Source organism: Mycobacteroides sp. H001 (assembly GCF_001440005.1).
GTDB classification, from domain to species: Bacteria; Actinomycetota; Actinomycetes; order Mycobacteriales; family Mycobacteriaceae; genus Mycobacterium; species Mycobacterium gwanakae.
The window spans coordinates 40,231-63,724 of record NZ_LJYH01000038.1 but is presented as its reverse complement, the minus strand read 5'-3'; the positions used below and the strand labels follow the sequence as shown (position 1 = coordinate 63,724).

The 23,494-nt window shown below is 62.8% G+C and carries 18 protein-coding genes and 2 pseudogenes; 8 read left to right on the top strand and 12 right to left on the bottom strand.

What is annotated here, in order from left to right; genetic code table 11:
- The first annotated feature begins 12 nt into the window (after positions 1-12).
- On the top strand, positions 13-1,248 hold the full coding sequence (locus tag AOT83_RS18735) for a DUF445 family protein (protein WP_234797627.1): 1,236 nt from the start codon (positions 13-15) through the stop codon (positions 1,246-1,248).
- A gap of 89 nt (positions 1,249-1,337) precedes the next feature.
- Here the strand turns inward: AOT83_RS18735 and AOT83_RS18730 are convergent, their stop codons facing one another.
- Both AOT83_RS18730 and AOT83_RS18725 read right to left on the bottom strand, forming a co-directional pair.
- Positions 1,338-2,714 (bottom strand): metallopeptidase TldD-related protein, encoded by a 1,377-nt coding sequence (locus AOT83_RS18730; RefSeq protein WP_057964078.1) that lies wholly within the window; start codon positions 2,712-2,714, stop codon positions 1,338-1,340.
- On the bottom strand, positions 2,711-4,225 hold the full coding sequence (locus AOT83_RS18725; RefSeq protein WP_057964079.1) for a TldD/PmbA family protein: 1,515 nt from the start codon (positions 4,223-4,225) through the stop codon (positions 2,711-2,713). Before AOT83_RS18725 ends, AOT83_RS18730 begins: the two co-directional genes overlap by 4 nt.
- Before the next feature lie 53 nt (positions 4,226-4,278).
- Between AOT83_RS18725 and AOT83_RS18720 the strand changes: the two genes are divergently transcribed.
- From AOT83_RS18720 to AOT83_RS18710, 3 genes are read left to right on the top strand one after another with little or no spacing between them, the layout of a single operon-like run.
- A complete protein-coding gene (locus AOT83_RS18720) occupies positions 4,279-5,145 on the top strand; it encodes a sugar ABC transporter permease (protein ID WP_057964080.1) in 867 nt (288 codons plus the stop codon).
- Positions 5,132-5,947, top strand: coding sequence for a carbohydrate ABC transporter permease (locus AOT83_RS18715; RefSeq protein WP_057964081.1), 816 nt, complete (start codon positions 5,132-5,134; stop codon positions 5,945-5,947). The genes AOT83_RS18720 and AOT83_RS18715 overlap by 14 nt, the downstream gene beginning before the upstream one ends.
- Positions 5,947-7,209 (top strand): extracellular solute-binding protein, encoded by a 1,263-nt coding sequence (locus AOT83_RS18710; protein WP_057964082.1) that lies wholly within the window; start codon positions 5,947-5,949, stop codon positions 7,207-7,209. Before AOT83_RS18715 ends, AOT83_RS18710 begins: the two co-directional genes overlap by 1 nt.
- Before the next feature lie 100 nt (positions 7,210-7,309).
- On the opposite strand, the gene AOT83_RS18705 is transcribed toward AOT83_RS18710, so the two are convergent.
- From AOT83_RS18705 to AOT83_RS18685, 5 genes are all read right to left on the bottom strand, one after another.
- Positions 7,310-8,455 (bottom strand): hypothetical protein, encoded by a 1,146-nt coding sequence (locus tag AOT83_RS18705; protein WP_057964083.1) that lies wholly within the window; start codon positions 8,453-8,455, stop codon positions 7,310-7,312.
- A gap of 18 nt (positions 8,456-8,473) precedes the next feature.
- Complete coding sequence (locus AOT83_RS18700; RefSeq protein ID WP_057964084.1) at positions 8,474-11,743, bottom strand: hypothetical protein; 3,270 nt, start codon at positions 11,741-11,743, stop codon at positions 8,474-8,476.
- Between the two features lie 357 nt (positions 11,744-12,100).
- Positions 12,101-12,907, bottom strand: a complete 807-nt coding sequence (locus AOT83_RS18695) for an energy-coupling factor transporter transmembrane protein EcfT (RefSeq protein ID WP_030095245.1) — start codon at positions 12,905-12,907, stop codon at positions 12,101-12,103.
- Positions 12,904-14,904 (bottom strand): ATP-binding cassette domain-containing protein, encoded by a 2,001-nt coding sequence (locus AOT83_RS18690; protein WP_081343713.1) that lies wholly within the window; start codon positions 14,902-14,904, stop codon positions 12,904-12,906. Before AOT83_RS18690 ends, AOT83_RS18695 begins: the two co-directional genes overlap by 4 nt.
- 84 nt (positions 14,905-14,988) lie before the next feature.
- Positions 14,989-15,720, bottom strand: a complete 732-nt coding sequence (locus AOT83_RS18685) for a VIT1/CCC1 transporter family protein (RefSeq protein WP_057964086.1) — start codon at positions 15,718-15,720, stop codon at positions 14,989-14,991.
- 59 nt (positions 15,721-15,779) lie between these two features.
- Between AOT83_RS18685 and AOT83_RS18680 the strand changes: the two genes are divergently transcribed.
- A complete protein-coding gene (locus AOT83_RS18680; RefSeq protein ID WP_030095242.1) occupies positions 15,780-16,496 on the top strand; it encodes a DUF5642 family protein in 717 nt (238 codons plus the stop codon).
- Here AOT83_RS18680 and AOT83_RS27655 read toward each other — a convergent pair.
- Positions 16,486-16,755: a hypothetical protein gene (locus AOT83_RS27655; protein ID WP_123771724.1), complete on the bottom strand. Its 270-nt coding sequence runs from the start codon at positions 16,753-16,755 to the stop codon at positions 16,486-16,488. The two genes, AOT83_RS18680 and AOT83_RS27655, sit on opposite strands and share 11 nt — an antisense overlap.
- 85 nt (positions 16,756-16,840) lie before the next feature.
- On the bottom strand, positions 16,841-17,794 hold the full coding sequence (locus AOT83_RS18675) for a LysR family transcriptional regulator (RefSeq protein WP_057964087.1): 954 nt from the start codon (positions 17,792-17,794) through the stop codon (positions 16,841-16,843).
- Positions 17,795-18,134: 340 nt separating this feature from the next.
- On the opposite strand from AOT83_RS18675, the gene AOT83_RS18670 reads away from it, so the two are divergent.
- Positions 18,135-18,638 (top strand): hypothetical protein, encoded by a 504-nt coding sequence (locus AOT83_RS18670; protein WP_057979777.1) that lies wholly within the window; start codon positions 18,135-18,137, stop codon positions 18,636-18,638.
- A 586-nt stretch (positions 18,639-19,224) separates the two neighbouring features.
- Here AOT83_RS18670 and AOT83_RS18665 read toward each other — a convergent pair.
- A complete protein-coding gene (locus AOT83_RS18665) occupies positions 19,225-19,581 on the bottom strand; it encodes a hypothetical protein (RefSeq protein ID WP_131727374.1) in 357 nt (118 codons plus the stop codon).
- Between the two features lie 70 nt (positions 19,582-19,651).
- On the opposite strand from AOT83_RS18665, the gene AOT83_RS18660 reads away from it, so the two are divergent.
- Positions 19,652-20,182: a hemophore-related protein gene (locus AOT83_RS18660; RefSeq protein ID WP_057979779.1), complete on the top strand. Its 531-nt coding sequence runs from the start codon at positions 19,652-19,654 to the stop codon at positions 20,180-20,182.
- Here AOT83_RS18660 and AOT83_RS18655 read toward each other — a convergent pair.
- Both AOT83_RS18655 and AOT83_RS28225 read right to left on the bottom strand, forming a co-directional pair.
- Positions 20,179-20,670, bottom strand: coding sequence for a hypothetical protein (locus tag AOT83_RS18655; protein ID WP_057964092.1), 492 nt, complete (start codon positions 20,668-20,670; stop codon positions 20,179-20,181). The two genes, AOT83_RS18660 and AOT83_RS18655, sit on opposite strands and share 4 nt — an antisense overlap.
- Before the next feature lie 248 nt (positions 20,671-20,918).
- Positions 20,919-21,211 (bottom strand): annotated as a pseudogene (locus AOT83_RS28225) (VOC family protein); the annotation flags it as partial.
- Positions 21,212-21,614: 403 nt separating this feature from the next.
- On the opposite strand from AOT83_RS28225, the pseudogene AOT83_RS26950 reads away from it, so the two are divergent.
- Positions 21,615-22,166, top strand: a pseudogene (locus AOT83_RS26950) (hypothetical protein); the annotation flags it as partial.
- Between the last annotated feature and the right edge of the window lie 1,328 nt (positions 22,167-23,494).

Sequence of the window (23,494 nt, the reverse complement as noted above, 5' to 3'; positions counted from 1 at the left end):
TACGATCGGCGCGTGAATTTCTGGCTCGATGTCGCTCGCGATATGGGTGAGCATTGGGTCGTCTACCTGTCGATGCCGTTCATCGCCGCACTCATCGGGTACGTCACCAAGCTGGTGGCCGTCGAAATGATGTTCCGCCCGCTGGAATTCGTCGGCATCCCGCCCTATCTGGGTTGGCAGGGCATCATCCCGCGCAACGCCGCGCGCATGGCGCAGAGTGCGGTATCCCTGCTCATGGACCGGCTTATCGATCCCAAGGAGCTCATCGACCAGCTCGATGTCGATGACGTGGTCGACAAGATGCGCCAGCCGCTGCGCAACATGATCGACGAAGTCACCCGGGAACTCATGCTGTCGCTGGCGCCGACCATCTGGGTGTCCCTGCCACAGGCCGTGCAGGACACGGTGATCCGCCGCGTCGAGGATGCCGTGCCGGAGCTGCTCGCCCAGTTCAAGACCGAGCTGCGCGACAATCTCGACGCCATCGTGAATCTCAACACCGTCGCGGTCAACGCCCTCACCCGCGACAAGTCCATGACCGTCAAGATGATTCGCACAGTCGGGCGCAACGAGATGCAGTTCATTGTGCGAATCGGCATACCGTTCGGATTCATGCTGGGCCTGGTGCAGGCGGTCACATGGGCGCTGACCCACTCCCCCTGGATCATGCCGCTGTTCGGCGCCTTCACCGGCCTGTTCACCGACTGGCTGGCGCTGCAGATGATCTTCCGGCCCAAACGACCCACGCGGTACCTCGGGCTGTTCACGTGGCAGGGCCTGTTCCACAAACGCCGGGCCGAGGTCACGCACGACTACACGCAGCTGATTTCCAACGAGATCCTCACGCCCGAGAACCTTCTCGAAGACATGCTCACCGGCCCACGCTCGGATCGCTTCATGTCACTCATCAGCCAGCAGATCCAGCGAGCCATCGACAACGCCACCGGCATTGCCAAACCCATCGTGGCGTTCGCGGTGGGCAGCGACCGCTACGAGGCGATCAAACAGCAAGTCGCCCAGCGGGTCATCTCCACCATGCGGGAACGCACCGCCGAGTTCGGGCCGATGGCCGCCAACGCGATGGCCCTGCCCGAGCTGATGGAAAGCAAGATGAAGCTGATGACCGACGACGAGTTCGAAGGTCTGCTGCGCCCGGCGTTCAAACAGGACGAATGGAAACTCGTCACCGTCGGTGCCGTGCTCGGTTACGTCATCGGCGAGCTGCAGGTGCTGCTGCTCCTGGAGTAGCGGGCCGCCGGCCGCCGCCCGCGCGAGACCGAGGTTATGGCGAATATGTGCGAGACGAATCCGCCACAACCTCGGTTTCGGCGAAGGTGTTACTGGGCGGCGCTGACCGAGGACATGTGAAAGTCCGGAATCCGCAACGCGGGCATAGCCTGGCGGGTCGCGTAATCGCTCCACTCGCGCGGCAACGTGTATTCGGTGACACCCACCTGCGAAACCCGTCGCAGCAGATCGATCGGGCTCTCATTGAACCGGAAGTTGTTCACGGCGCCGGTGATCTGTCCGTCGCGCACCAGGTACACCCCGTCGCGGGTGAGCCCGGTCAGCAGCAGCGTCGTCGGGTCCACCTCGCGGATGTACCAGAGCGTGGTCAGCAACAGCCCGTTCTCGGTGGCGGCGATCATCTCCTCCAGCGTCGCGCCACCCTCTCCGGTCATGATGAGGTTGTCGGCACCCACCGTGGGGGCGGCACCGAACTCAGCGGCATCGGCACGCGAGTAGCTCAGCGCGTTGATCACGCCGTCACGCACCCAGTCGACGCGCCCGATACCGACACCATTGTCGAAGACCGACAACGATTCCCGCGAAATCGGGGTCGCCACAAATGGGCTGCTTTCCAGTCCCGGGTACGACGGGTCCGAGTACACCGTGACCGGCAGCTCGGTCAGCCGCTCCCCGAGCCGGGTGCCGCCCGGTGCCGCGAAGGCGTTGCGGCCCTCATGCGCGCCGCGCCCGCCCATGGTCCACACCAGGTATTGCATGAGGTCGCCGGTGGCCGATGGCGGCAGCAGCGTCTCATAGCGACCGGCCTTGAGCTCGATCTGATTCTGTGCGGCCGTGAGCCGTTCATTGAGCTGGCGCAGCAGCGATTCGGTGGGCACGTCGACGAACTCGGGGGTGCACACCCCGGCCCAGGCGCTGCCCACTCCGCGTTTGGCGTTGATCTCCACCTGGCCGGTGGGCTGGGTGAACCTGCGGCGCAGCCCGGTCGACGAGGCCAGGAATGTGGTCTGGCGTTCGTGACGGGCGTATCCGTACAGGGTGTCGGGGCCGTCGAAGCCCGTCGACAAGTCGGCCGCCAGAGACCCGAACACGTCGGCGCCGGTCGGTGAGATCGCCGCGTCCCAGCTCTCCCCTGCCGCATCGCCGGGACCCAGCAGCGGCATGGCATCGCGAGACGGTGGCGCCGAGGCGGCCTCGGCCTGGCTGGCCGCCACCAGATCCGCGAGCGCGGCCGGGTCGGCGTCCTCGGTGAGCACCGAGCCGACCCGGGTCTGATCGCCTTGCCGCAGAATCGATACCACCGCGATGCTGCGCTTGACCGACTCGCCGTTGGTGGTCATGGAGCTGCCCGCCCAGCGCAGCGAGGCCTCGCTGCTGTCCTGGATCAAGACGATGGTGTCATCGGCGCCGCCGCGGCGCGCGGCTTCGGCCAGGACATCCTCGGCGACCTGCTGTGCGGGGATCACGCGGCACCGCCTTCCTGCTTGGTGTTCAGAATGTTCACGCCGCGGAACAGTGCCGACGGGCAGCCGTGGCTGACCGCCGCCACCTGTCCGGGCTGGGCCTTACCGCAGTTGAAGGCGCCGCCCAGTCGCCAGGTGGATTGGCCGCCAACGGCTTCCATCGAACCCCAGAAGTCGGTGGTGGTGGCCTGGTAGGCGACGTCACGCAGCTGGCCGTCCAGCTTGCCGCCGCGGATGCGGTAGAACCGCTGCCCGGTGAACTGGAAGTTGTAGCGCTGCATATCGATTGACCACGACTTGTCGCCCACGATGTAGATGCCGTCTTCGACTCCGGAGATCAGGTCGTCGGTCGAGCGCTCGTCCGGGGAGGCCTGCAGCGACACGTTGGCCATGCGCTGGATCGGCACATGGTGCGGCGAGTCGGCGTACGAGCAGCCGTTGGAACGCTCCTGGCCCAGCCGGGGCGCGAACACGCGGTCCAACTGGTAGCCGACAAAGATGCCGTCGCGCACCAGGTCCCAGCGCTGCGAGGCCACTCCCTCGTCGTCGTATCCCACCGAGGCCAGACCGTGGACCTCGTTGCGGTCGGCGGTGACGTTCATGACGGGCGAACCGTATTTCATGGTGCCGAGCTTGTCGGGGGTCGCGAATGAGGTGCCCGCATAGGCGGCCTCGTAGCCGATGGCCCTGTCGTATTCGGTGGCATGGCCGATGGATTCGTGGATGGTCAGCCACAGGTTGGTGGGGTCGATCACCAGGTCGGTGGGGCCGGCGACAACGCTGGGCGCCTTCACCTTCTCGGTGAGCAGCTCGGGGATCTCACGTAGCTCGGTGCTCCAGTCCCACACCCCGTCGCTGCCGATGGCCTCCCAGCCGCGGCCCATCGGCGGTGCCAGGGTGCGCATGGTCTCGAAGGATCCGGTGGCGGCGTCAACGGCGATCGCGTCCAGCTGCGACATGACCCGCACCCGCTGCTGGGTGATGGACGAGCCGAACGTGTCGGCGTAGAAGGTCTGCTCCTTGACCGCCGTCAGCGACGCCGAGGCGTGGTCCACGCCGTCGGAGGCCAGCAGCCGGGCCGAATACTCCTGCAGCACCGCGATCTTGTCGGCCTGCGGCACTCCGAACGGGTCAATCTCGTACTCGGACACCCACTGAACGTCGGCATAGACGGGCTCGGCCGCCAGTTCGACGCGCTCGCGGTTCAGGCTCCGCAGCCCCCGGGCGACGGCCACAGCCCGGCGCGCGGTCTCGGCCGCGGCGGTCGTGTCGAGCTGCACATGCGAGGCGAACCCCCAGGTGCCGTCGACGATCACCCGTACCGCCAGCCCGATGGTGCGGCCGGACACCGCGGTCTCGACCTGCTCGTCGCGCAGCATCAGCTCCTCGTTGATCAGCCGATGGATGCGCAGATCGGCATAGCTGGCGCCGGCGGCGCGCGCCGCGTTCAGGGCAGCGTCGGCGAGTTCAGCGCGAGGTAGCGCCAGGAAATCGGAATCTACGGACCGAGTCACGCGCTCAACCGTACCTATGCCACACCGGTGGCGGCGCGCGGTTTAATGTCCCCGTGAGTAGGTCGCGGCAGACAGCCGTCGCATACGGGCTGCTGGCCCCCAGCCTGTTCGGGGTGGCCGCGTTTCTGTTGCTGCCCATCCTGGTGGTCATGTGGCTGAGTCTGTGCCGCTGGGATCTGCTGGGACCCATCGAGTTCGTCGGCCTGGAGAACTGGCGTTCGGTGCTCACCGACGGCGCCTTCGGCCACTCCCTGCTGGTGACCCTGCTCTTTGTGGCGTTGGTGATTCCGGTGCAGACCGTGCTCGGTCTGGCCGCAGCGACGCTGTTGGTGCGTGGCCTGCCCGGCACCGTGTTGTTCCGGACCATCTATGTGATCCCGTGGATCTGCGCGCCGCTGGCCATCGGCGTGCTGTGGCATTGGATGCTCGCGCCCACCGATGGCGCCATCAACACACTGCTCGGGCAGCGCATCGAATGGCTCACCGATCCCTCGCTGGCGCTGCCGGTGGTGGCGGCGGTCAGTGTGTGGACGAACGTCGGTTATGTGGCGCTGTTCTTCATGGCAGGTCTGCTGGCCATCCCGGGTGATGTGCACAACGCGGCCCGGGTAGACGGCGCGACGGCCTGGCAGCGGTTCCGCCGCATCACCCTGCCGATGCTGCGGCCCACCTTCTTCTTCGTGCTCGTCACCGGGGTGGTGAGCGCGGTGCAGACCTTCGACACCGTGTACGCACTCACCGGCGGTGGCCCGCAGAACCGCACCGACCTGGCCGCGCACCGCGTGTATGCCGAGGCGTTCGAGTCCGCCCACGTGGGGCGCTCGGCCGCCATGTCGCTGATCCTGTTCCTGATCTTGGTCGCGGTCACGGTGATTCAGCACCGCTACTTCCGGACGCGGGTGAGCTATGACCTGGTCTAGGAATGCGCTCGTCTATCTCCTGTTGATCCTCGGCGCAGCCCTCACGCTCGGGCCGTTCCTGTTCGCCCTGTCGGCATCGCTGAAGACCACGCGGCAGTTCTCTGCCGAATCCCCGCTGGCCCCGCCGAATCCGTTCACCATCGCCAACTACACCGGGCTGGCCGATGCCGGGTTCGGGCGCGCGGCGCTGGTGACGGTGTTGATGACGGCGATCATCGTGATCGGCCAGCTGACGTTCTCAGTCCTAGCCGCGTATGCCTTTGCGCGGCTGCAGTTCCCGGGGCGCGACGGACTGTTCTGGGTGTATCTGGCCACGCTGATGATTCCGGCGACCGTGACCGTGGTGCCGATGTATCTGATGCTGACGCAGGTAGGGCTGCGGAACACATTCTGGGCGTTGGTCATCCCGTTCATGTTCGGATCGCCCTATGCCATCTTCCTGCTGCGTGAACACTTCCGCACCATCCCCAACGACCTGATCCGTGCGGCACGCCTGGATGGCGCGAACACGCTCGACATCCTGTGGCATGTGGTGGTGCCGGTCAGCAGACCCATCCTGATCACGCTGACCCTCATCACCGTGGTGTCACAGTGGAACAACTTCATGTGGCCGTTGGTGATCACCAGCGGCGGCAACTGGCGGGTGCTCACCGTCGCCACGGCCGGGCTGCAATCTCAGTTCAACGCGCAGTGGCCGATCGTGATGGCGGCGACCACCGTGGCGATCGTGCCGTTGGTGATCCTGTTCGTGGCGTTCCAGAAATACATCGTCCGGTCCATCACCTTGAGCGGACTCAAGTGATGAAGTCCTCCACGCGCGCGGCCTTGGTCCTTGGCCTGGTGACGCTGCTGCTCTTCGGAATTGCGGTCTGGCTCGGAATTCCGAAGACCGCTCAAGGCAAAACGGTGGTCACCGTCCGGGTGTGGGATGAGCAGGTGGCCAAGGCCTACCGCAGCTCATTCGACGAGTTCAGTCGACGCAATCCCGACATCCAGGTCGCCGTGACCGTGACGTCGTACGCGAGTTACTTCAACAGCCTGCGCACCGATGTGGCCGGGCACGGCGCCGACGACATCTTCTGGCTCAGTAACGCCTATCTTTCCGATTACGCCGACACCGCGAATCTCATCCCCGTTGCACCGCAGGCGGACTGGGACACGTCGGTGGTGGCCCAGTTCACTCGCAACGGCAAGCTGTGGGGCGTACCCCAGCTCAGCGATGCCGGGATTGCGCTGTACTACAACAAGAATCTTCTCGATGAGGCGCAGGTGGACCCGGCCGAGCTCGCCGAGCTGCGCTGGGACGCCGACCCCGCCGTCGACACCCTGCGTCCGATGCTGCACCGGCTCACCGGGCCCGGGCATTGGGGATACAACGCCGCCAACGACTTACAGGGCATCTACCTGAACTATCTCGGATCGGCGGGGGCCGTCTTCCAGGCCGACGACAGGTTCGCGTTCGCCAACCCCCGGGCCAAGATGGCGTTCACGTACCTGGTCGATCTCATCAACGTCGACAAGGTGGCGCCCTCGGCCGCTGACACCAACACCAACAATGACTTCTCGCGCAACCAGTTCCTGCAGGGCCGGATAGCACTGTTTCAGTCGGGCACCTACAACTTGGCGCAGATCCAGGCCAACGCCACCTTCCCCTGGGGCGTAGCGATGATGCCGGCGGGGCCGCAGGGCCGGGTCAGCGTCACCAACGGCATTGTGGCAGCCGCCAATTCGTCCTCACCGCACCCCGAGGCGACCACTCGCGTGCTGGCCTGGATGGGTAGCGCCGACGGGAATTCCTTCCTGGGCCGCAGCGGCTCGGCCATCCCCGCCGTGCTCAGCGCACGCGAGCCGTACTTCCAGCACTGGGCGGGCAAGGGCGTCGATGTGACCCCGTTCTTCCAGGTGCTCGAGGGCCAGCAGATCGCGGCTCCGGGCGGGCAGGGATTCGGGGCCGGATTCGCCGCGCTGAAGCCGTATTTCGCCGAGATGTTCCTGGGCCGTCTGGATGTACACACCGCACTGCAGCAGGCGCAGCAGGCCGCGAACAAAGCGCTGGAGAAGTAGCTGCGCGCCGAGTGTGCGGATTCGGTCGAGATTCCGCCGAAAATCGACACTATCGGCACACCCGATTTTCCTATCCCACGAACCGCGATCCCGGTCCCGATTAGGACGATGGACGGTCGTCCTTCCATTGTGCGTAGCGTTGATCGAGGATTGCATCGATACGTGCTTGATTTTCGAAGGTGTACGGAATGTGGAACTCCGAGGGCAAGTTTTGAGCGAGTGTCTCAGTCAGATCGCTGTAATAGCCGTCGGCGGCGGCGAAATAGTCTTGGGCGAAGGCATTTCCTTCGGGGTTGAGCATGTTGTCGATCAGACAACGGTCTAGCAGCTCATACAGATCGATAGCGGTTTGGCGCTGAGCTTTGAAAGCCTCGATCTCGCGTCGCAGCCATTTGGTGTGTCCGCGGCTGAGTAAGCCACGCGATGCGAGCCATCCGAGGAACAGTGCACCTGGGACCGCCGCCTGCTGTTCGGCGTGTGCAGGGTCGAAACCGTCGTCCACCAGCACGTGCGCGTGATTTTTTGCTTTGTCGTAGACCATCGGTCCAGTTGAAGCAGTACTTGGCGAGCCGGGCGCGACTGCATCAGCCGGGTCATAGCGGCCAGCAACGGCTGCAAGCGCTGTTGCGCCAATGGGAGGGTCCCCGGGCACATTCCGGCCGATTGAGTCGAAGTAATAAATGCACTCAGCTTCGAAGTCCAAAGCAGTTGCAGTCCAACGGGGGTCATCACGCGCTTTAGTCACAACCGCACGCCGGTAAGTACCCATCTCATGGTTTTCGATCGCATCGTCAAGTCGCCAATCGTAATCCTCACGTTTGTTGATTACGACCTGGCCAAGGACGATAGCGATATCCATGAGCATCGCCAGCACGATGTGCTCACCAGCCTTGTGCCGCGTCAACCAGAGCTTTGGGCTCGCCGAGAACGCGGGGGTATACGCGGCAGGCCACTCGGTGTGCGCCCACGCATTCAAGGATGTCAACAGCGGGTCCGGGGTGTGGGCGCCGAGCCCGGCATCAAGGTCGATATCGAATTGGCGCAACAGGTCTGCCGCAATCTTCAGTCGCGTAGCTCGCTGATCGAGCAGATAGCGCAGGTTCTCTTCGCATTGATCAAGACTCAGTTTTCGAGGATCGCCAAGAAATGGTGTCTCATAGGGCGGATAGTCCACCAGCAGTTGCGGCAACCTGCCTGACGACGAATCACCTGTGCGCTTAGATCGGCGTCGAAAAATCCCGATCACCCCTTTCCCGAGCCGCCATCAAGAGAATAGGCCCTTAACAAAACTTACGCCCTTGCTAGCAAGGCCACTGCCAGCTATACCACCAACGACGCCGCCGACAATCCCGCCGACTACCGTGCCGGCGCCGGGGATCACCGAACCGATCGAGGCACCTATTTCGGCACCAGCCCAAGCGCCGGCGGCACCGCCAGCAAGATTGACCCCGGCCTCCACCGTCTTCTCGCCAACAGTGTTGCCGTCTGCATGAAACGCCTCACCGAGCTGTACCGCGTCCATGACGATGCCTACAGGGCGTGCGACCTTGCCCACCGTCTCTAAGGTTCTGCCAGCATTGCGCAGTGCCGCATTGTCATTGAGCCGCTGGCCGTCCTTGGCGGCCTGCTCGCGCAACTTGGCGTCGTTGGACTGGCGCCCTGATTTCGATTCGACGTCGATGCGCGTAGCCTCACGCGGATTCGCCGGGTTCGGCTTGTCGGCCTGGATATCGACGACACGTGAACCCTTCTCTGGCCTCTGACCAGTTTCCAGCGGGGCCCGCTTACCGTCATTAGCTATCTGCACTTCGTTCGTGACGTTGTAGCCATCATTGCGGAGGCGAGTGCTAATCCCATCTCGAGCGAGATCACCATTGATGTTGTTCGCAGTGGCCCTCGGGACACCAGAGTTCTTGCCCAGACCGCCTTGCGGGGCGGCATGCACGCTTGGCAGTACTTGGATGCCGTGAGATTTCAACATGTCATCCAAACCAGAGGAGTAGCCACCCTTACCCGTCCACGGGCTCTCAGTAAATTCCCATCGCACGGTCAGGATCGGGTTGTTAACCAGCGTCTTGTATCCGGAGTGGCGAATGCCTTCGGCGATTCCCGTGCCCGGAACTGTCGTGGAGTTGGATGCTTCCTGCGCAAGGTTGTCGTTGAACTGATCGAGAATACCCGGATCACGTTCTGCAAGAAGTGAACTGATTTCCTGGTACGCGGCACCACCACGGGCCGGATCCTGTTGGTTGGCGTCTAGCACCATGCTTGCCAGAGACTGCGTGTCCACCTGGCCGGTTTCTGAATTGGTTACGGCAGAAACAAGATCTGCACTGTTGGTGGCCCCCGACAATGATTCGGATGGATCAGCGGGAACCCCACCTGCACCGAGACTAGAGACCGAGTTGACCGCGCCAGCTCCTTGCGAGGTGAGCTGGGAGCCTTGCCCCACAAGATCGGTGACCTGTGATGCTTGATCGTTGAGCTGCGTGAACTGTTCAGTCTGAGGTTTGAGTTGCGGATTGACATCGCCGACCGTCTGAGCGACTTGATCGGCTTCCTTCTGAGCGGTTTTCACGATCTGGCTGCCCGCATTGACCGCATCGGCCGTGCCCTGGATTCCCTGAGCAGCACCCTGCACCAGCGTGATCGCATCCTGCGGATTCACCGCACCGGACTGCGCCGAGGAAGCCAACGAGGCACCGGCCTGGGCGGCCGAGCCGAATCCCTGAGCGGCCTGCCCAGATGATTGCCCGATCTGCTGGCCCGACTGCACATATGTCTGAATATCGCCCGGAAGCCCTTGCACCGCTTGCGATGCATCCTGCCCCAGCGCCTCAGTGTCCGGTCCCTCTTGCTCATCTTGCTTGCGGCGGCGCGTCGAAGCCGCACCCAACAACAGCGCGGTCAGATCGTTATCGCCGGACTGCTGGTCGCGGTCCTGCTCGTCGTTCTTGTCGTCCCTCTTTTTGTCTTTCGACGGGAATTTCGGCGGCTGCTGCTGCTTGTTCTGCTTCTGCTGTTGCAGCTGCTTGGTGAGATCGTCCAGACGCTGACGATCCTGGCCAGATCGCTGCTGCTGATCCTGCAGCTGGCGGGTCAAGTCATCGATCTTCTGTTGATCCGACGACTGGTTCGGCTGCTGCCCAGAGTTCTGCTGCCCCGCCTGCCGTGGCTGTTGCGCGGGCTGCTGAATCCCCTGATTCGGTTGCCCACCTTGCGATCCCGTATTAGTGCCAGGGTTGGCTTGCCCGCCGTTGTACTCCGGATTCGGCGTACCGGGCCCTTGGGTGTAGGGGGTGGCGTTCTGATAGTTCGGGATCTGCTCACCATTGGCCGCCTGCTGCCACGAGCCATCAGCGTTCTGTCCAGGCGACAACCCCTGCTGCGCCGAGCCGCTGTTGCTTGGGCTCGAGACGTTCGCGCCCCGAGCGGGCTGCTGGTTGTAGATGCTGATGCCGTTGTTCTGGTCCAGACCCGGCATGCCCGAATTTGAGCCCTGGTAGTCGGGCATCTGATTCGGCATCTGAGGCGGCTGGAACATCTGCCCGCCCCCGGGCGGACCGTCATTACCGCCCGGGCTGCCCCCGCAATCTGGCGGGCACGCAGCATGAGCCTGCGGCACCGTTGCCGGGGTAAACCAACCTAAGCCCAGGCCGCCTGCGGAAAACATCAGCACCACAACAACACCCGCAGTCGCACCTGCCTTCTGCGAACCGCCCGCAGCCCACCTATAGAGGCCTGCAAGACCGTTCCAGAGACCGGCATTCGAACACACTGCCACCGCAAGCATGACAGCGATCGCCCCTGCTGCGGTAAGGAGCTGCGGTCCCGTCACCACCGACGCCAACGCGGGGGCGAGCCAGGCCGCCAGCGCGATCAAGCCCGCCGAGCCTGCCACCAAAACACCCACCAACCCCGGGTGCCAGCTCCGGCTATCTTGCTTGGTGGCCCGTCCCTGCCGGGAACGCGCGCCAGCCAAACCGGCATCGACTAACGCCTCCCGGGCAAGCCCGAACAAATACCGGCCACCGGTGAACAGCGCGGCACCCGACACGACCACCACGAGTAGCTGACCCGCGCCCATCGCGATCGACCACGTGCCCTGCCCTGTCGCTGACGCCCACCACGCGAGATAACCGCCGCGGAAAACCCACCATGTGCCAACAGCACCTGCAAGCAGACTCAGTGCGGCGAGTACCGCCCGCGTCGGCTCCCCGACTCGAGTCTCGACCGCGCTGAACATCGCCGAAATGAGCGGCTGGCGCCCCCAAACAGCCAACTTGATCCCGCCACTCAAAGCGATCAGCAGGATCAACAACTCAACTGCCCAAACAAGCCAAGCGCCTACCCCTTCACCGACCCGATGGAGAGCGTGCAGCCCTGCGACGGCACCCGTTGCGACGATCACACCCGCGATCGCCGCAGCGACCCGGCGACTCGTGACGCCCGCCGACCAGTTCGTCTTAGCGAACTCAATATTGGAGAGAGGATCTTCCATAACAATGGGCTTCTCATCCAACTCTGCACGCATCACTGACCCCTCCAGCCATGTATGGCAACTAGTTAAGGAGCACAATACGCCTGTATATGACCACTGTCGAGCCATGTGGCAAATAGCACGAGCTGAGATCAACGATCTGGATCTCGCCACCTATCAACCAGCACGGCGGATGGAACATCAACCAGATGGCGAAAGCAGCAAATTCAAGATCATGGCAGGACGGAACGGGTGGCGACGGTCATGAATCTGGTACCGGCCGACCTCTGACGCCATCTTGGGGCACCAGACGTCGACGCGGGACCCACCGACGACGGCGCGTCTTGCCATCGAAATACCAAGGGCCACATAAACAAAGACGTCAAACGCCGCCAAACGCTAAACCCCGCGCTACAGCACCTCGAACAACACGACGGCGGTTCCGACCGCGATGAGTACCAGCAGGGCCACGGCATCCCACCGGCCGGGCCGGTGTGGATGCGCCGCGATCTGCCCGCTGCCACCGCGCGCGGTGATGGCATCGCCCATTTCGGAGGCACGCCGCAGCGCGACGGTGATGGCGGCGGTCAGCATGTCGACCACCTCGGCCACCCAGCCCAGCCCGCGCCTGCCCTCACGCACCTGTGGCGGACGCAGCCTGCGGGCCGCGATGAGCACCCGGAACTCGTCGGACAGCATCGGGAACGAGCGCAGCGCCAGCGCCAACGTGGCGGCACGCTCGTCGACGGGAATGCCGAAGACCTTCAGCGGGCGCCCCAATAGCGCCACCGCGGGCGCGATCTCGGAGACATTGGTGGTCCACGACACCATGGCTCCCGTGCCGAGCAGCACAATCGCCACGGCGGTCGTGCGCGCCACCGCGAGCACACCGTGGAATCCAATGGTGAGTCCGCCGATATGCCAGAACGGCGGCCCGCCGCTGAAGAACACGGTGAGGCTGCCACCGATCACCAGCGCCAACATCCAGATCGGGATGGTGGGCACCGCACCGCGCGGGATGTGCGCCAGCCACGCGGTAATGATCACCAGAGCCGCCACCGCCCCGATCGCCGTCCAGGTCGGGAACAACGTCAGTAGCACCGAGATGAGGAATACCGCAATAAGTTTGGTCCCGGCCCACAACCTATGGATCGGGGAGGTACCGGGGACCGGGCGCAGCAGAACCACCGGGCGGCGCGGTGCACGTGTCGTCGTCATGAGCGACTCCCCGACCCGACCGATTCGGGCAGCAGCACCCCGGACTGCAGATGCACCGTGCGCGGACACAGTTCCTGCATGCCATCGAAGTCGTGCGAGATGACCACGATGGTGAGCCGTTCGCGCTCGCGTACCTGAACCAGCAGCCGCAGCAGACCCGCCTGCGACTCGGCATCCAGACCCGCGAGTGGCTCGTCGAGAATCAGGGCGCGCGGGGAACGCGCCAGCAGCCCGGCCAGCACCACCCGGCGCATCTGGCCGCCGCTGAGCTGATCGATGGGACGCTTGATCAGGTCTGCTTCGAGCCCGACGCTGGCCAGCGCAGCCACGATGCGGTCGGTATTGCGGACGGAAAATCCTGCCGCCGAAGCTATTTCGTAGTCGACGCGGCTGCGCAACAGCTGCAACCGGGCGGCCTGAAAGCTGATGGCCACCGACCCGACCTGATCGGAGACCGGCTTACCATCCAGCAGACACTGCCCCGAGGTTGGTTTGGTGAGGCCGGCCGCGATCCAGGCCAGCGTCGACTTGCCCGAACCATTGCCGCCATGGATGAGCACACCGTCGCCCTCGTGCACCGCCAGCGACACGTCGTGCAATGCGGTTTTCGCCCAGGGTGTTCCGCTGGCGTACTGATGTGCGACGGAATCGAACTCGAGAACAACGGGCGACTCGGTATCGGGCCGCGCGGCCGTGGTGGTGGGCACCGGCACCGTCTGAATCGCCGTGGTCGCCGTCTTGCCGTTGACCGCACGCAGCGCGATCTCGCGATCCGCGGCGGCGGCCTCGGACTGGAAATGGGTGATGTGCACCAGTGACATCTGGTGCTGATCGGTGAGGCGGGACAGCACCCCCAGCAGATCCTCGCGCCCCTTCGGGTCGACCATGCTGGTGATCTCGTCGGCCACCAGCAGTGCGGGGTCGCGCGCCAGCGCCGAGGCCACCGCCAGCCGTTGCAGCTCCCCGCCCGACAGCGAGGAGGTGCTGTGCTCGGCCATCCCCTCCAGACCGACTTCGCGCAGCAGGCCCTCGATGTCGACGTCGTGATCGGCGGGCAGACCCCACACCACGTCGTCGGCGACCTTGGTGCCCAGCACCTGACTTTCGGGGTGCTGCATGACGATTGCGGTGCCGCCGATGGCGCCGAGCCCCACCGAGCCCGGCCGCTCGATCTCCCCTGACGTCGGTTCACGCCCGGCCAGGATGCGCATCAAGGTGCTCTTGCCCGAACCGTTGGGTCCGGTGATCGCGACATGCTCGCCGACTTCGATGCTCATCGAAAGTGGCGCCAAGGCATCGGATTCACCACGCGGATAACGGAATCGCACATCGCGTAAGCGCGCGGGCACCGGACCCACAGCACCGGCCAGCGTCGGTGGATCGAGCTGGTGCACATCAGGAATCACGGCCAGGCGCTTGATCACGCGAGAGAGCACCCACCAGCCGAACAACGCGTTAAACAGGACGAACACGAAAACGATGCCACCGATGAACCACACCCAGTTGCGCATCGCGAAGTCGATGGCATTCGTCGCATTCACACCCACGGGCTCCAGGTGCGGGATGTGGCCGATCATCTTGAACAGGCCCTCCAGCGAGGCGCGCAGGGCATCGAAGAGCAGAGTGCGCATCCGGTTCAGCAGGGCCAGCGCACCGACTGCCAGACCAGCGATGATCGCGCTGCAGATAACCCCGAGCACCGTCAACAGGGGCATGCCGTGTCCGCGTCGGCGCACTACGCCGGTGAGTCCACCGATGTAGACGCAGTTGCCCATGGCAATCAAACCGCCGAGCCCGGCGAGCAGGAAGGCGATGACGCCGCCGGCCACGGCGGCGGCCAGCAGCACCCGCACGCGGTAGCGATATCCGAGCAGCCCCATGGGTACGGCGCCAAGTAGCTGGACGGCGCCCAGGATCGGCAGGGCAACCCCGACGATGACCATGGCGGCGGTGAGCGCGGCCATGACGGCCGCCTGCGCCAACTCATCGGGTTTCAGCGGCACCCTGGTGAAATTCACTTCACAATTCTGCCAGCCGGTTTGCCCACTCTCAGCACATTCTCAGCTTCGCGCGTCGCGAAGCTAGTTCACTGCGACGCCGATCAGATGCCCTATCACGTACGTGGCACCGATAGCGATGGCACCAAAGGCCAACTGCCGCAAGGCGCTCAACCAGGGGGCCCGCGCCGTGAAGCGTCCGGCAACCCATCCGGCGACGAGCAGGCCCGCTCCCCCGCAGGCCAGGCCCGCCAGTAGTGACGCGAATCCCAACAGGAATGGGATCAGCGGCACCACCGCACCCACCGAGAACGTCAGGAACGAGGAGATGGCGGCCACCCACGGCGACGGAGTGTCGTTGGGATTGATGCCGAGTTCCCGGGTGAGGTGAATCGTCACCGCGGTGTTCTCGTCCTGGTGGATCTCGTCGGCGGCCGTGGCCGCGGTCTGCGGCGAGAGCCCGATATCGCCGAGCATGGCGATGAGCTCCTTCTTCTCGGCGTCGGGGTGCAGCTGGATGGCGCGGCGTTCCACGCTCGCCTCGTGCTCGATCTGCGAGTTGGACGTCGACACCGACGTGAACTCACCCAGCGCCATCGAGAACGCACCCGCCACCAGGCTCGCCGCCCCGGTCAACACGATCGCGTGCGTGTCCAGCCCACTAGCACCCACACCGGCCACCAGCGCGGTATTGGTGACCAGGCCATCCATCGCTCCGAAGGTGGCCGCACGCAACCATCCCCCGGACACGTCTGGGTGCGTGTGGTCAAATTCATGCGGTAGTTCGGCAGATTCCGCAGAGCCGTCGAGTGCCACGATGTACGAATCTACTTCCAGGTTCCTGAAAACGCACTGCTCAGAGGGGAATTACCGACATGAATCGTTCACTGACCGTTTTCGGCACCGTGGTCTTGGCCGGCGGGCTGATGCTGGGCTGTTCGAGCAATGACAAGAAGGACGAGTCCGCGGGCTCTTCGGCCAGCAGCAGCGCCACCACCTCCACGGCAGCCGCGAGCAGCTTCGATATCGCCAAGATCGACGCCATCAAGGACCAGTTCCCTGCCGGATACACCGTCGAGGTCCAGCCCAAGACCACGGTGACCCAGGCGATGCTCGATCAGATGAAGGGGATCTTCGACAAGGCCACCTTCACCCCGCAGGAGTGCGCCGACAAGATGCTGGGCGCCTTCCCACAGGTGACCGGGACGTCCATGCAGGGTGTCACCGGCGCCAAGGGCAACGGCGACCCGATGTCCAAGACGATGATCATCGCCGCGGCGATGGAGACGGTCAGCCCGATCCCCGCCGACACCACCAACGGGGCATGCGACAAGTTCTCGCTGTCGATCGCCGGCATGGCAGAGGGCACCGGCGAGAAGATCGACGCACCCGCCATCGACGGCGTGAAGACGACCGGAACGTCCACCAACATCAAGATCAGCGCGCCCGGCATGGAGAAGGAGATGGTGCAGATCGCCTACTCCGCTCAGCTCGACGACCACCACGCTGTGTCGGTGTCGGGCATGGGCGATGTCGACCGCAACGAGCTATCGGATGTCTTCGTGAAGGCCGTCAACGCCGTTAAGGGATAGGCCGAACCGGGATGCCCGCCCCTGCGGCAAGGGGCGGGTACCCGGGCATTCCCCAGTACGCACCCGGCGGGTAGTACCCGTAGCCGTACCAGGCCGAGCTGGGCGCACCCTCGCATTTGGAAGTGTTTCCGGCGGAGGCACACACGGTCGCGTGTGCGGTGCCCGCTGCGGGGCTGGGCAAGATCATTGGCGCTAAAGCCAGAGCTCCGACAGCGAGTGTCGAGCAGAGAACTCGCGCCACATTATGTGGTCGCTTCATGGCTCCAGAATACGCCGCGCCTGGGCACTAGCTGATGGATTCTCATGCCGCATGGGATTGGCATCCAAGTCCAAGCGCCGGACTCTCAAGACATTTCGGGTAGTCGGTGCACTGCCGGATCCTGCAGGAGCTTCAGAATCGTATCGATGGCGGGGTCGTGTGATCCCGCACGGGTGAGTGCCAGTATCTGCGTCTGGATGGAGCGCGGGGGTTCCAGCGCTTCTGAAGGTATTCTGTTGGCCACCAACGGCTTCAGCACGACCTCTGGCGGGGCAATGATGAAGCGCATTCGGGACGGCACGAATGCTATGCATGATCCGGAAGCGACGTGCGCGATCAGCCCAATCGTGGTGTTCGCGCTCGCGGCCTGCCGGGGGGTGAAACCGGCAGATTCGCACATGGATACGAGCTCGCTAACGAGGGATGTATGTGCCGTCCACGGCAACGCGAAGCCCTCGCCCGCAAGATCTCCGATGGCCACGTGCGGTTCTCGCGCCAGCCGGTGGTCGGCGGATAACGCGACCATGATGGGCTCGGTTGTCACCATCGACGCCGACAACCCCGTCAAATCACCTAGCGGGCCATACATTATCGCCACGTCAACATGCCCGGACTTCGTGCGTTCGATCAGTTCGTCGTATCTGTGGTCTTGCAGCACTATCTGCAAGTGCGGCAGATCCTGCTGACATCGACGCAGCAGCGCGGGAACGAACGTGTAAGCAAGGGAATCCGTCGCCCCCAGTCTGAGCCGACTCTCCTCGCCCTGTGCGATACGACGCGCACGCATCACGGCCGCCTGCTGCGCCTGGAGAATTCCCTCAACTTCGGCGGCGAATGCCTGACCCGCGGGCGTGAGCTCGACGGCCCGCGAGGTTCTGACCAATAACGTCACACCCAGAGACTGCTCCAGCCTGCTGATCGCCTGGCTCAGCGAAGGCTGGCTGATGTAAAGACGATCGGCCGCTCGCCCAAAATGCTTCTCCTGGGCAAGAACACAGAACTGCTGCAGCACCCGCGGACTCAGGTCAACCGACTTCACCTCACCAGTATTGCGTCAAAAACCGGCACACCCCGCAACAGAACCGAGCGTATTTGCGAACCGAATGTGATGTAGATCAATCCCCCTCCGCCGACCAACGGATTTACCTCGCACGATTGTCTACAGACTATGAATCCAGCGGGTGGTTGGTATTGGACGACAATGCCTTGCGAACCTGAAATGGGTGTCACACGGCATGCCTATCGGCTGCCTGCGCCGTCTTAACTGGATAAACACAGAACCAGAAAAGACACATAGACCAATAATCAACGTTCAAACCGGAACCGCCAAGCCCCAAGCGGCTGGTTAACGGTGAGGCGAACAACTCGATGGGATGCCCATGAAACATGGTGTAGCGGGATTTCAATCTGGTTGTCGGTGCGTTAAGTGCTTCACCGACGAGACACAACGCGCGCAGGAAATAGCTGAAGCTCAGCTTCGTTACTGGGAGCCAATCAACGACGCCGCCGACGAAAGCTGGACCAGCCGCTGGCGTCTACGTACATCGCAACGTTCAAACGTCCGGTCATGGGCCTCCGAGGACATCGCACTGGCCCGCGATCGGTCGATACCGGCACGTAAAGTTGCCGCCCGCTTGGGGCGCACCCTCAGTGCCGTCAACGCCATGCGATATCGCCCGGCGCAGCTCCAGGATGACGATCCGATCAGTCCTGTTCCGGACTCCTCCGAAGAAGGACACGAGTCCCGTGATAAACACCGCCTGATCATGGAGATCCCGGGACCCGCATCAACTACTTGCGCCATGTCGATGACTCTTCCCACACACGAGGGTTCCATCCTGCAGATGACCACTGCCCCCCACGACGATCAGCAGCTTCCGTAGCCTGCTGGGGCTCGTGAAGCGGCTGGCGAAACCCCGGTACGCCAACTACGTATCTGCACTCGTCGCCACCGGTGCCGACAACCATGGTGTCCGTAACAGAGCTTGGCGTTGCGGCTTATGACGAGGACGTTCTAATGAGCGAACGCGCATTTCCCCTGACGGCCGAACGCTGGATCGAGGCAGAGATCTACTGTTGGGGAAAACATCTGAGGGTGTCGTTTGTCCGATTGTCATTTCGCCGTCGACCACGAGCTGGGCCCCATTGACAAAAGGACTCACGGTGTCAAGACGCTGTCAGGTTTCCAATAAGACAGGCTGTACATAATCATAATTGCCACGCTGCACATATTCAGGAGATGTTCAGAATGATCTTGGGTTTGTCACAGCTAGGCCCAATGCCACATTTGATACTGTTCGAAACAGTTAGGCAGACATGCACAAAATTGCATGTGAAGCACACTGTAGCGGCACTCTTATAGCGCCCAGTACCTCCATCAGTATCGAATTCAACATAAACCGGTCCGGCCTTTTCTGCCGAAACGATAAGGGTGTCCATGTCGATGTACTGTTCTCGGGCTAGTTGGCGCTACCAGTTGATGTCGACACTGGTGGCGGTTTCGGTCTCGATGGTCGGGTTCCCCGGAATCGGTTGGGCAGCACCGCCTGACCCACCCGCTCCCGCGCCCGCGCCGGTGATATCCGCGCCCGAGCCAGCTGCCGCACCGGCCCCAGCGGTATCGATGCCCGAACCCGCCGCCGCGCCAGCGCCCGCCGCTGCACCCGCCCCAGCGGTATCGATGCCTGAACCTGCCTCTGCCCCAAGGCCTGTCGTGTCGACGCCGGGAGGATCGGCGCCTACGGCTCCGGCTCCGGCAAGTCTTGAACCCTCTGCGACCGCGCCCGTGCCCACAAGCGCTGTGACGCCAAATCTTGGATCCGCCACTCCGACACCATCAGTCTCGACGGGAGGCACCGACGCACCACCGACTGCCACCGCGGTACCGAGTCAATCAATGTCGCCGTCCGCACCTTCATCAGCAACACACGCACCGGGAGCGACGACTCCGTCGACCACAGCCGCCACCGACCGACCGGAAACTGCGACATCGGCCGCACCGACTACCTCGGGCACGTCGCCCAAACCCGCGCCGTCTGCCGGCAATGAGCCCGGACGCAAGGAGGCCACCAAACCCGGGCACGACGATTCAGATCTCTATGCTCGCCATCAGTGGCGCTACCCCTGGCGCTGGTGGCGAGACTTGGCCTGGGACAGTACATATCCCTATGACTGGTCCAACAGTGGCTATTGGAATTACTGGTATCCCACGTGGACCAACACCTGCCCGTACCGGTGCCCGACCAATGACAACGGCCCGTACCCGCCCGATGTTCAGAACTACCTCGACGCTCATCCCGACCTAGCCGCCGAGTTCGCGCGCGTTCACGAGTTCCCATGGGAGCTCCGCCGCGGCGAGATTCAGCCCTTCCTCAATGAGCATCCCGACTACCTCGCCTGGTTCAACGATCGCCAACCCTGGATTTAGTCGGTCTCCGCAGCACCCGGGTCAACCGGCTGGCCTATGCCGACGGTGATCGACTTTGCACCGCAATGCAGAGTCAGGGACTGCATGATCGCTCCCGGAAGCACCTCGAAGGCAACGGTGTACGTCTCTTGGTCCCCGGCGAGAACGTCCTCAGGATTGCCCAAGAACTGGTCGATCTTCGGCAGGGGCACCACTGTCCCCTGCGAGGTGTCCAGCGACTGGGCGGCGACGGTGAATGCCGTCGACTTCTCAATTCCGTTGTTCGTGACCAGAATTGAGAACGCCGCCCAATATCCGGTCGGTCGCGGCAGGGACCCACGCGAGGTAAGCATCGGCACCATGTTGCCGAAGCGCACCACCTGCTGAACCTTGCAAGCCAGCGGGCCATCGCTGATTTCGGTATCCATCGGCGGGAGCGCTGGGGCGCTCGAGCACGAGACGAGCGTGCCGACCGTCCAGAGGGCGAACACACCGGCGGTGTTCCTCATAGCCCACCTCACGTTCGATCGATTTACGACGCAGCCTGGTCACCGGATTCTCCAAGAAATTAGCCGATGACAGAAGCGCGCACAGGTACGACCCCGCCGCATCCAACATCGTCGTCACTCCAGCCGTCATAGGTGATTCCTTGTTGTTGGGCGAGTACCCGATGGTGGGCGGCTTCGTCATGTAGCGCATCGAGCGGCATGCTCCTGTGCACCATTAACGAGGCTTCACCGGCGTTAGCTTCGGGTCCGCTGCTCACACCGTCGGTGGAATGCGACAGGTGCATGCCGATCTCGTTGGGACAAGCGGGATTCGATTCAATTGCTTCGGGATGGACGTACTCGAAAGTTCGAGGCGGCCATGACCGTCCTGCGTCTGGAGCATCTAGATGTTCGCGTGGTTGCTATCAAGGCCCACCGCAGTCTCGGCCCGCTCACCGCTGACCGTGCCGCGGCCGATGACCGTGAGAACGAGATCAGTGAAAATTTCAAGGTCGCGCCCGGGGATACCGACGTTCTCGAGCTTGATGGGCCTGCGGCGAATGCTACCGAGACGATCGCTTACCGGATCCCGACGCGCTCAAGTCATCTGATCGCGCGGCAAACGGCCAGTCGCCGCGCTACGTCACCGGCAAAACGACCGCGGTGAGCACGTCGCTCGCGATCAGCCGAGTCCCGACAACCAGCGCACCAGACATGCCGATAACCATAGCTGCGAGACAGAACGCGACCCAGCTCGCATCCGCCAGGACACCGCGACCACCCGTATTGCCAGATAGCCAACGGTTACCAGTAAGTTCACCATTCCCATCCAGTGAACGAACCGGAACAGCAAACATACAACCATCTTCACATCTCTAGACATAATCCGGTTCGATCTGTAATGATCTCGGAAGTAGTTCGCGTACGGCGCGCGTAGAGCAAGATGCATGGGGGGTCTTCAGCATATGGCCATGAGCGATCACTGGCGCATGCCTGCTGGTTTGCGTAAAGCATCGGCCCTGGCCGCTATTGTGGCACTCACCATTGCCGGCGGAAAGGTCGCTGGCGATAGCACCGTACCCGGCACCGGATTTTCGACCGTGCAGACTGCCGCTGCCGACCCGACCGGCCCTACAGGCCCAGGTGGCGACGGGGGCATGAACGGTAGTCAGTTCCAGCCGCCGTCACCCCCCAGCTCAATGCCGGACTATCAGGGCGGCATCAATCAACCGGCGCTTGATCAAAACAATGGGATTTCGATCTACAACAGCGGTGTCCAGGGTGCACCTCAACAATCCGAACAACAGGCTGGACAACAACTTCAACAGGGCCAGCAGCCGCAGCATGGCACCCAGATCCCTGACTACTCGACTTCACCTGGATATACCCAAGGACCCGGTCGACCTAATCCCGACAATCTAGGGCCTCAACAAAACTCGCCACAACAATCACAACAAGGCCAACAACAGTCGCCTCAGCAGAACGATCAAGGGCAGCAGCCAAGCCAGCAGCAACCGACGCAGCAGACACAAACTCCCACAAACAGTCAGCAACCATCGCAATCGCCGACGCAAACATCAAGCCCAAATCAGGAAGACAAGCAAGAACAACAACGGGACTGTCAATACATCTCGGGCCTGTCATCTGCGGTTGACGGGAAAATCACCTACACCGCGCCTGCCGAGATCGCCCAGCAAGTCGCCAACGCAGCCAAGAAGTGGAATGACCTCGGCGGTATACAGATTACCCCGGCAAGCTCCTCGGACAAGTCGCGCGACGACAACGGCTCGGATCAAGAGTCATCTGACGACTCCGACTCGCAAACCACACTCAACATTGAGGTAATCAATGACCCTAAGGAGGCTTGGGGCGGCCGCCACACAAGCGCTGACGGAGACTCCCCTGCCAAAATCCTGATCAACCTGGCCCGCATAAACAACGCTGGCCCTGGTGGTTTGGAATCTGTACTCGGCCACGAACTCGGGCATGATCTCGGCCTGTCCGACAGCGTACCTGGACAACTAATGGCTCCATCCGGTCCGCTGCCAGACGGACCTCAGGCCCTCGATGCCCAACTCCTACAACAAGTCAGCTCTCAAGGAGCGAACCAGCAATGTGCCCAACAGAAGCTGCAGCAAGCTCTCCAGGAATTCTGGTGCCCATTCGGAAGTTGGCCTGATGGTAGTTGTGTAGGCGCAGATACAGCCCGCTCTGTCAGGGATTTCTATTCCGGCGAAGCGAAGATGCTTTGGGAGGACATCAAAGGTATTTGGGATGCTGTTCAAACCCTAGCCAAAGCTACCGGCAACACCGACGACGGTGTTTCTCGTTCTGCATTACGGCAAGCGCTAGGGCCGTTGGTTGGCCTTGGGCCGGACGGCAGTCCTGGCGTTGCAGATGCCTGGCTGAATCTGGGACGTGATCAACGTCAGCAGTACCTGGGCTGGGATTACTGGGCCTCAGGGCAGTACGAGAAGGCCGTCCAAAGAATAGGCGTATCGGCCTTCGAGCTTATCGTGACCCTAGGTGGCGTTGGTGTGGTCGCCAAACTTCTCAAACGCATTGGAACGGCAGTCCGTGAGGCAAAAAATGCGATTGAACTTGTTAAATCGATCATAGCTCCAGGAAAGCTGGATTATATATTCGGAAAAGTTACCTCATCTCCAGAAAACATGGCGAGATCGATATCGATGTACAAGCAACTTAACGCGATCGGCGTATTTGACAATACCGCCGGTAGAGAACTTGTACGTCAGAGCTTAGAGGCGGCAGCCAAATCGACAGACAACATCGTCAAGGAAGAAGTTAGGAACGGCGTCACCACACTTACCAAAGAGTCCTTATT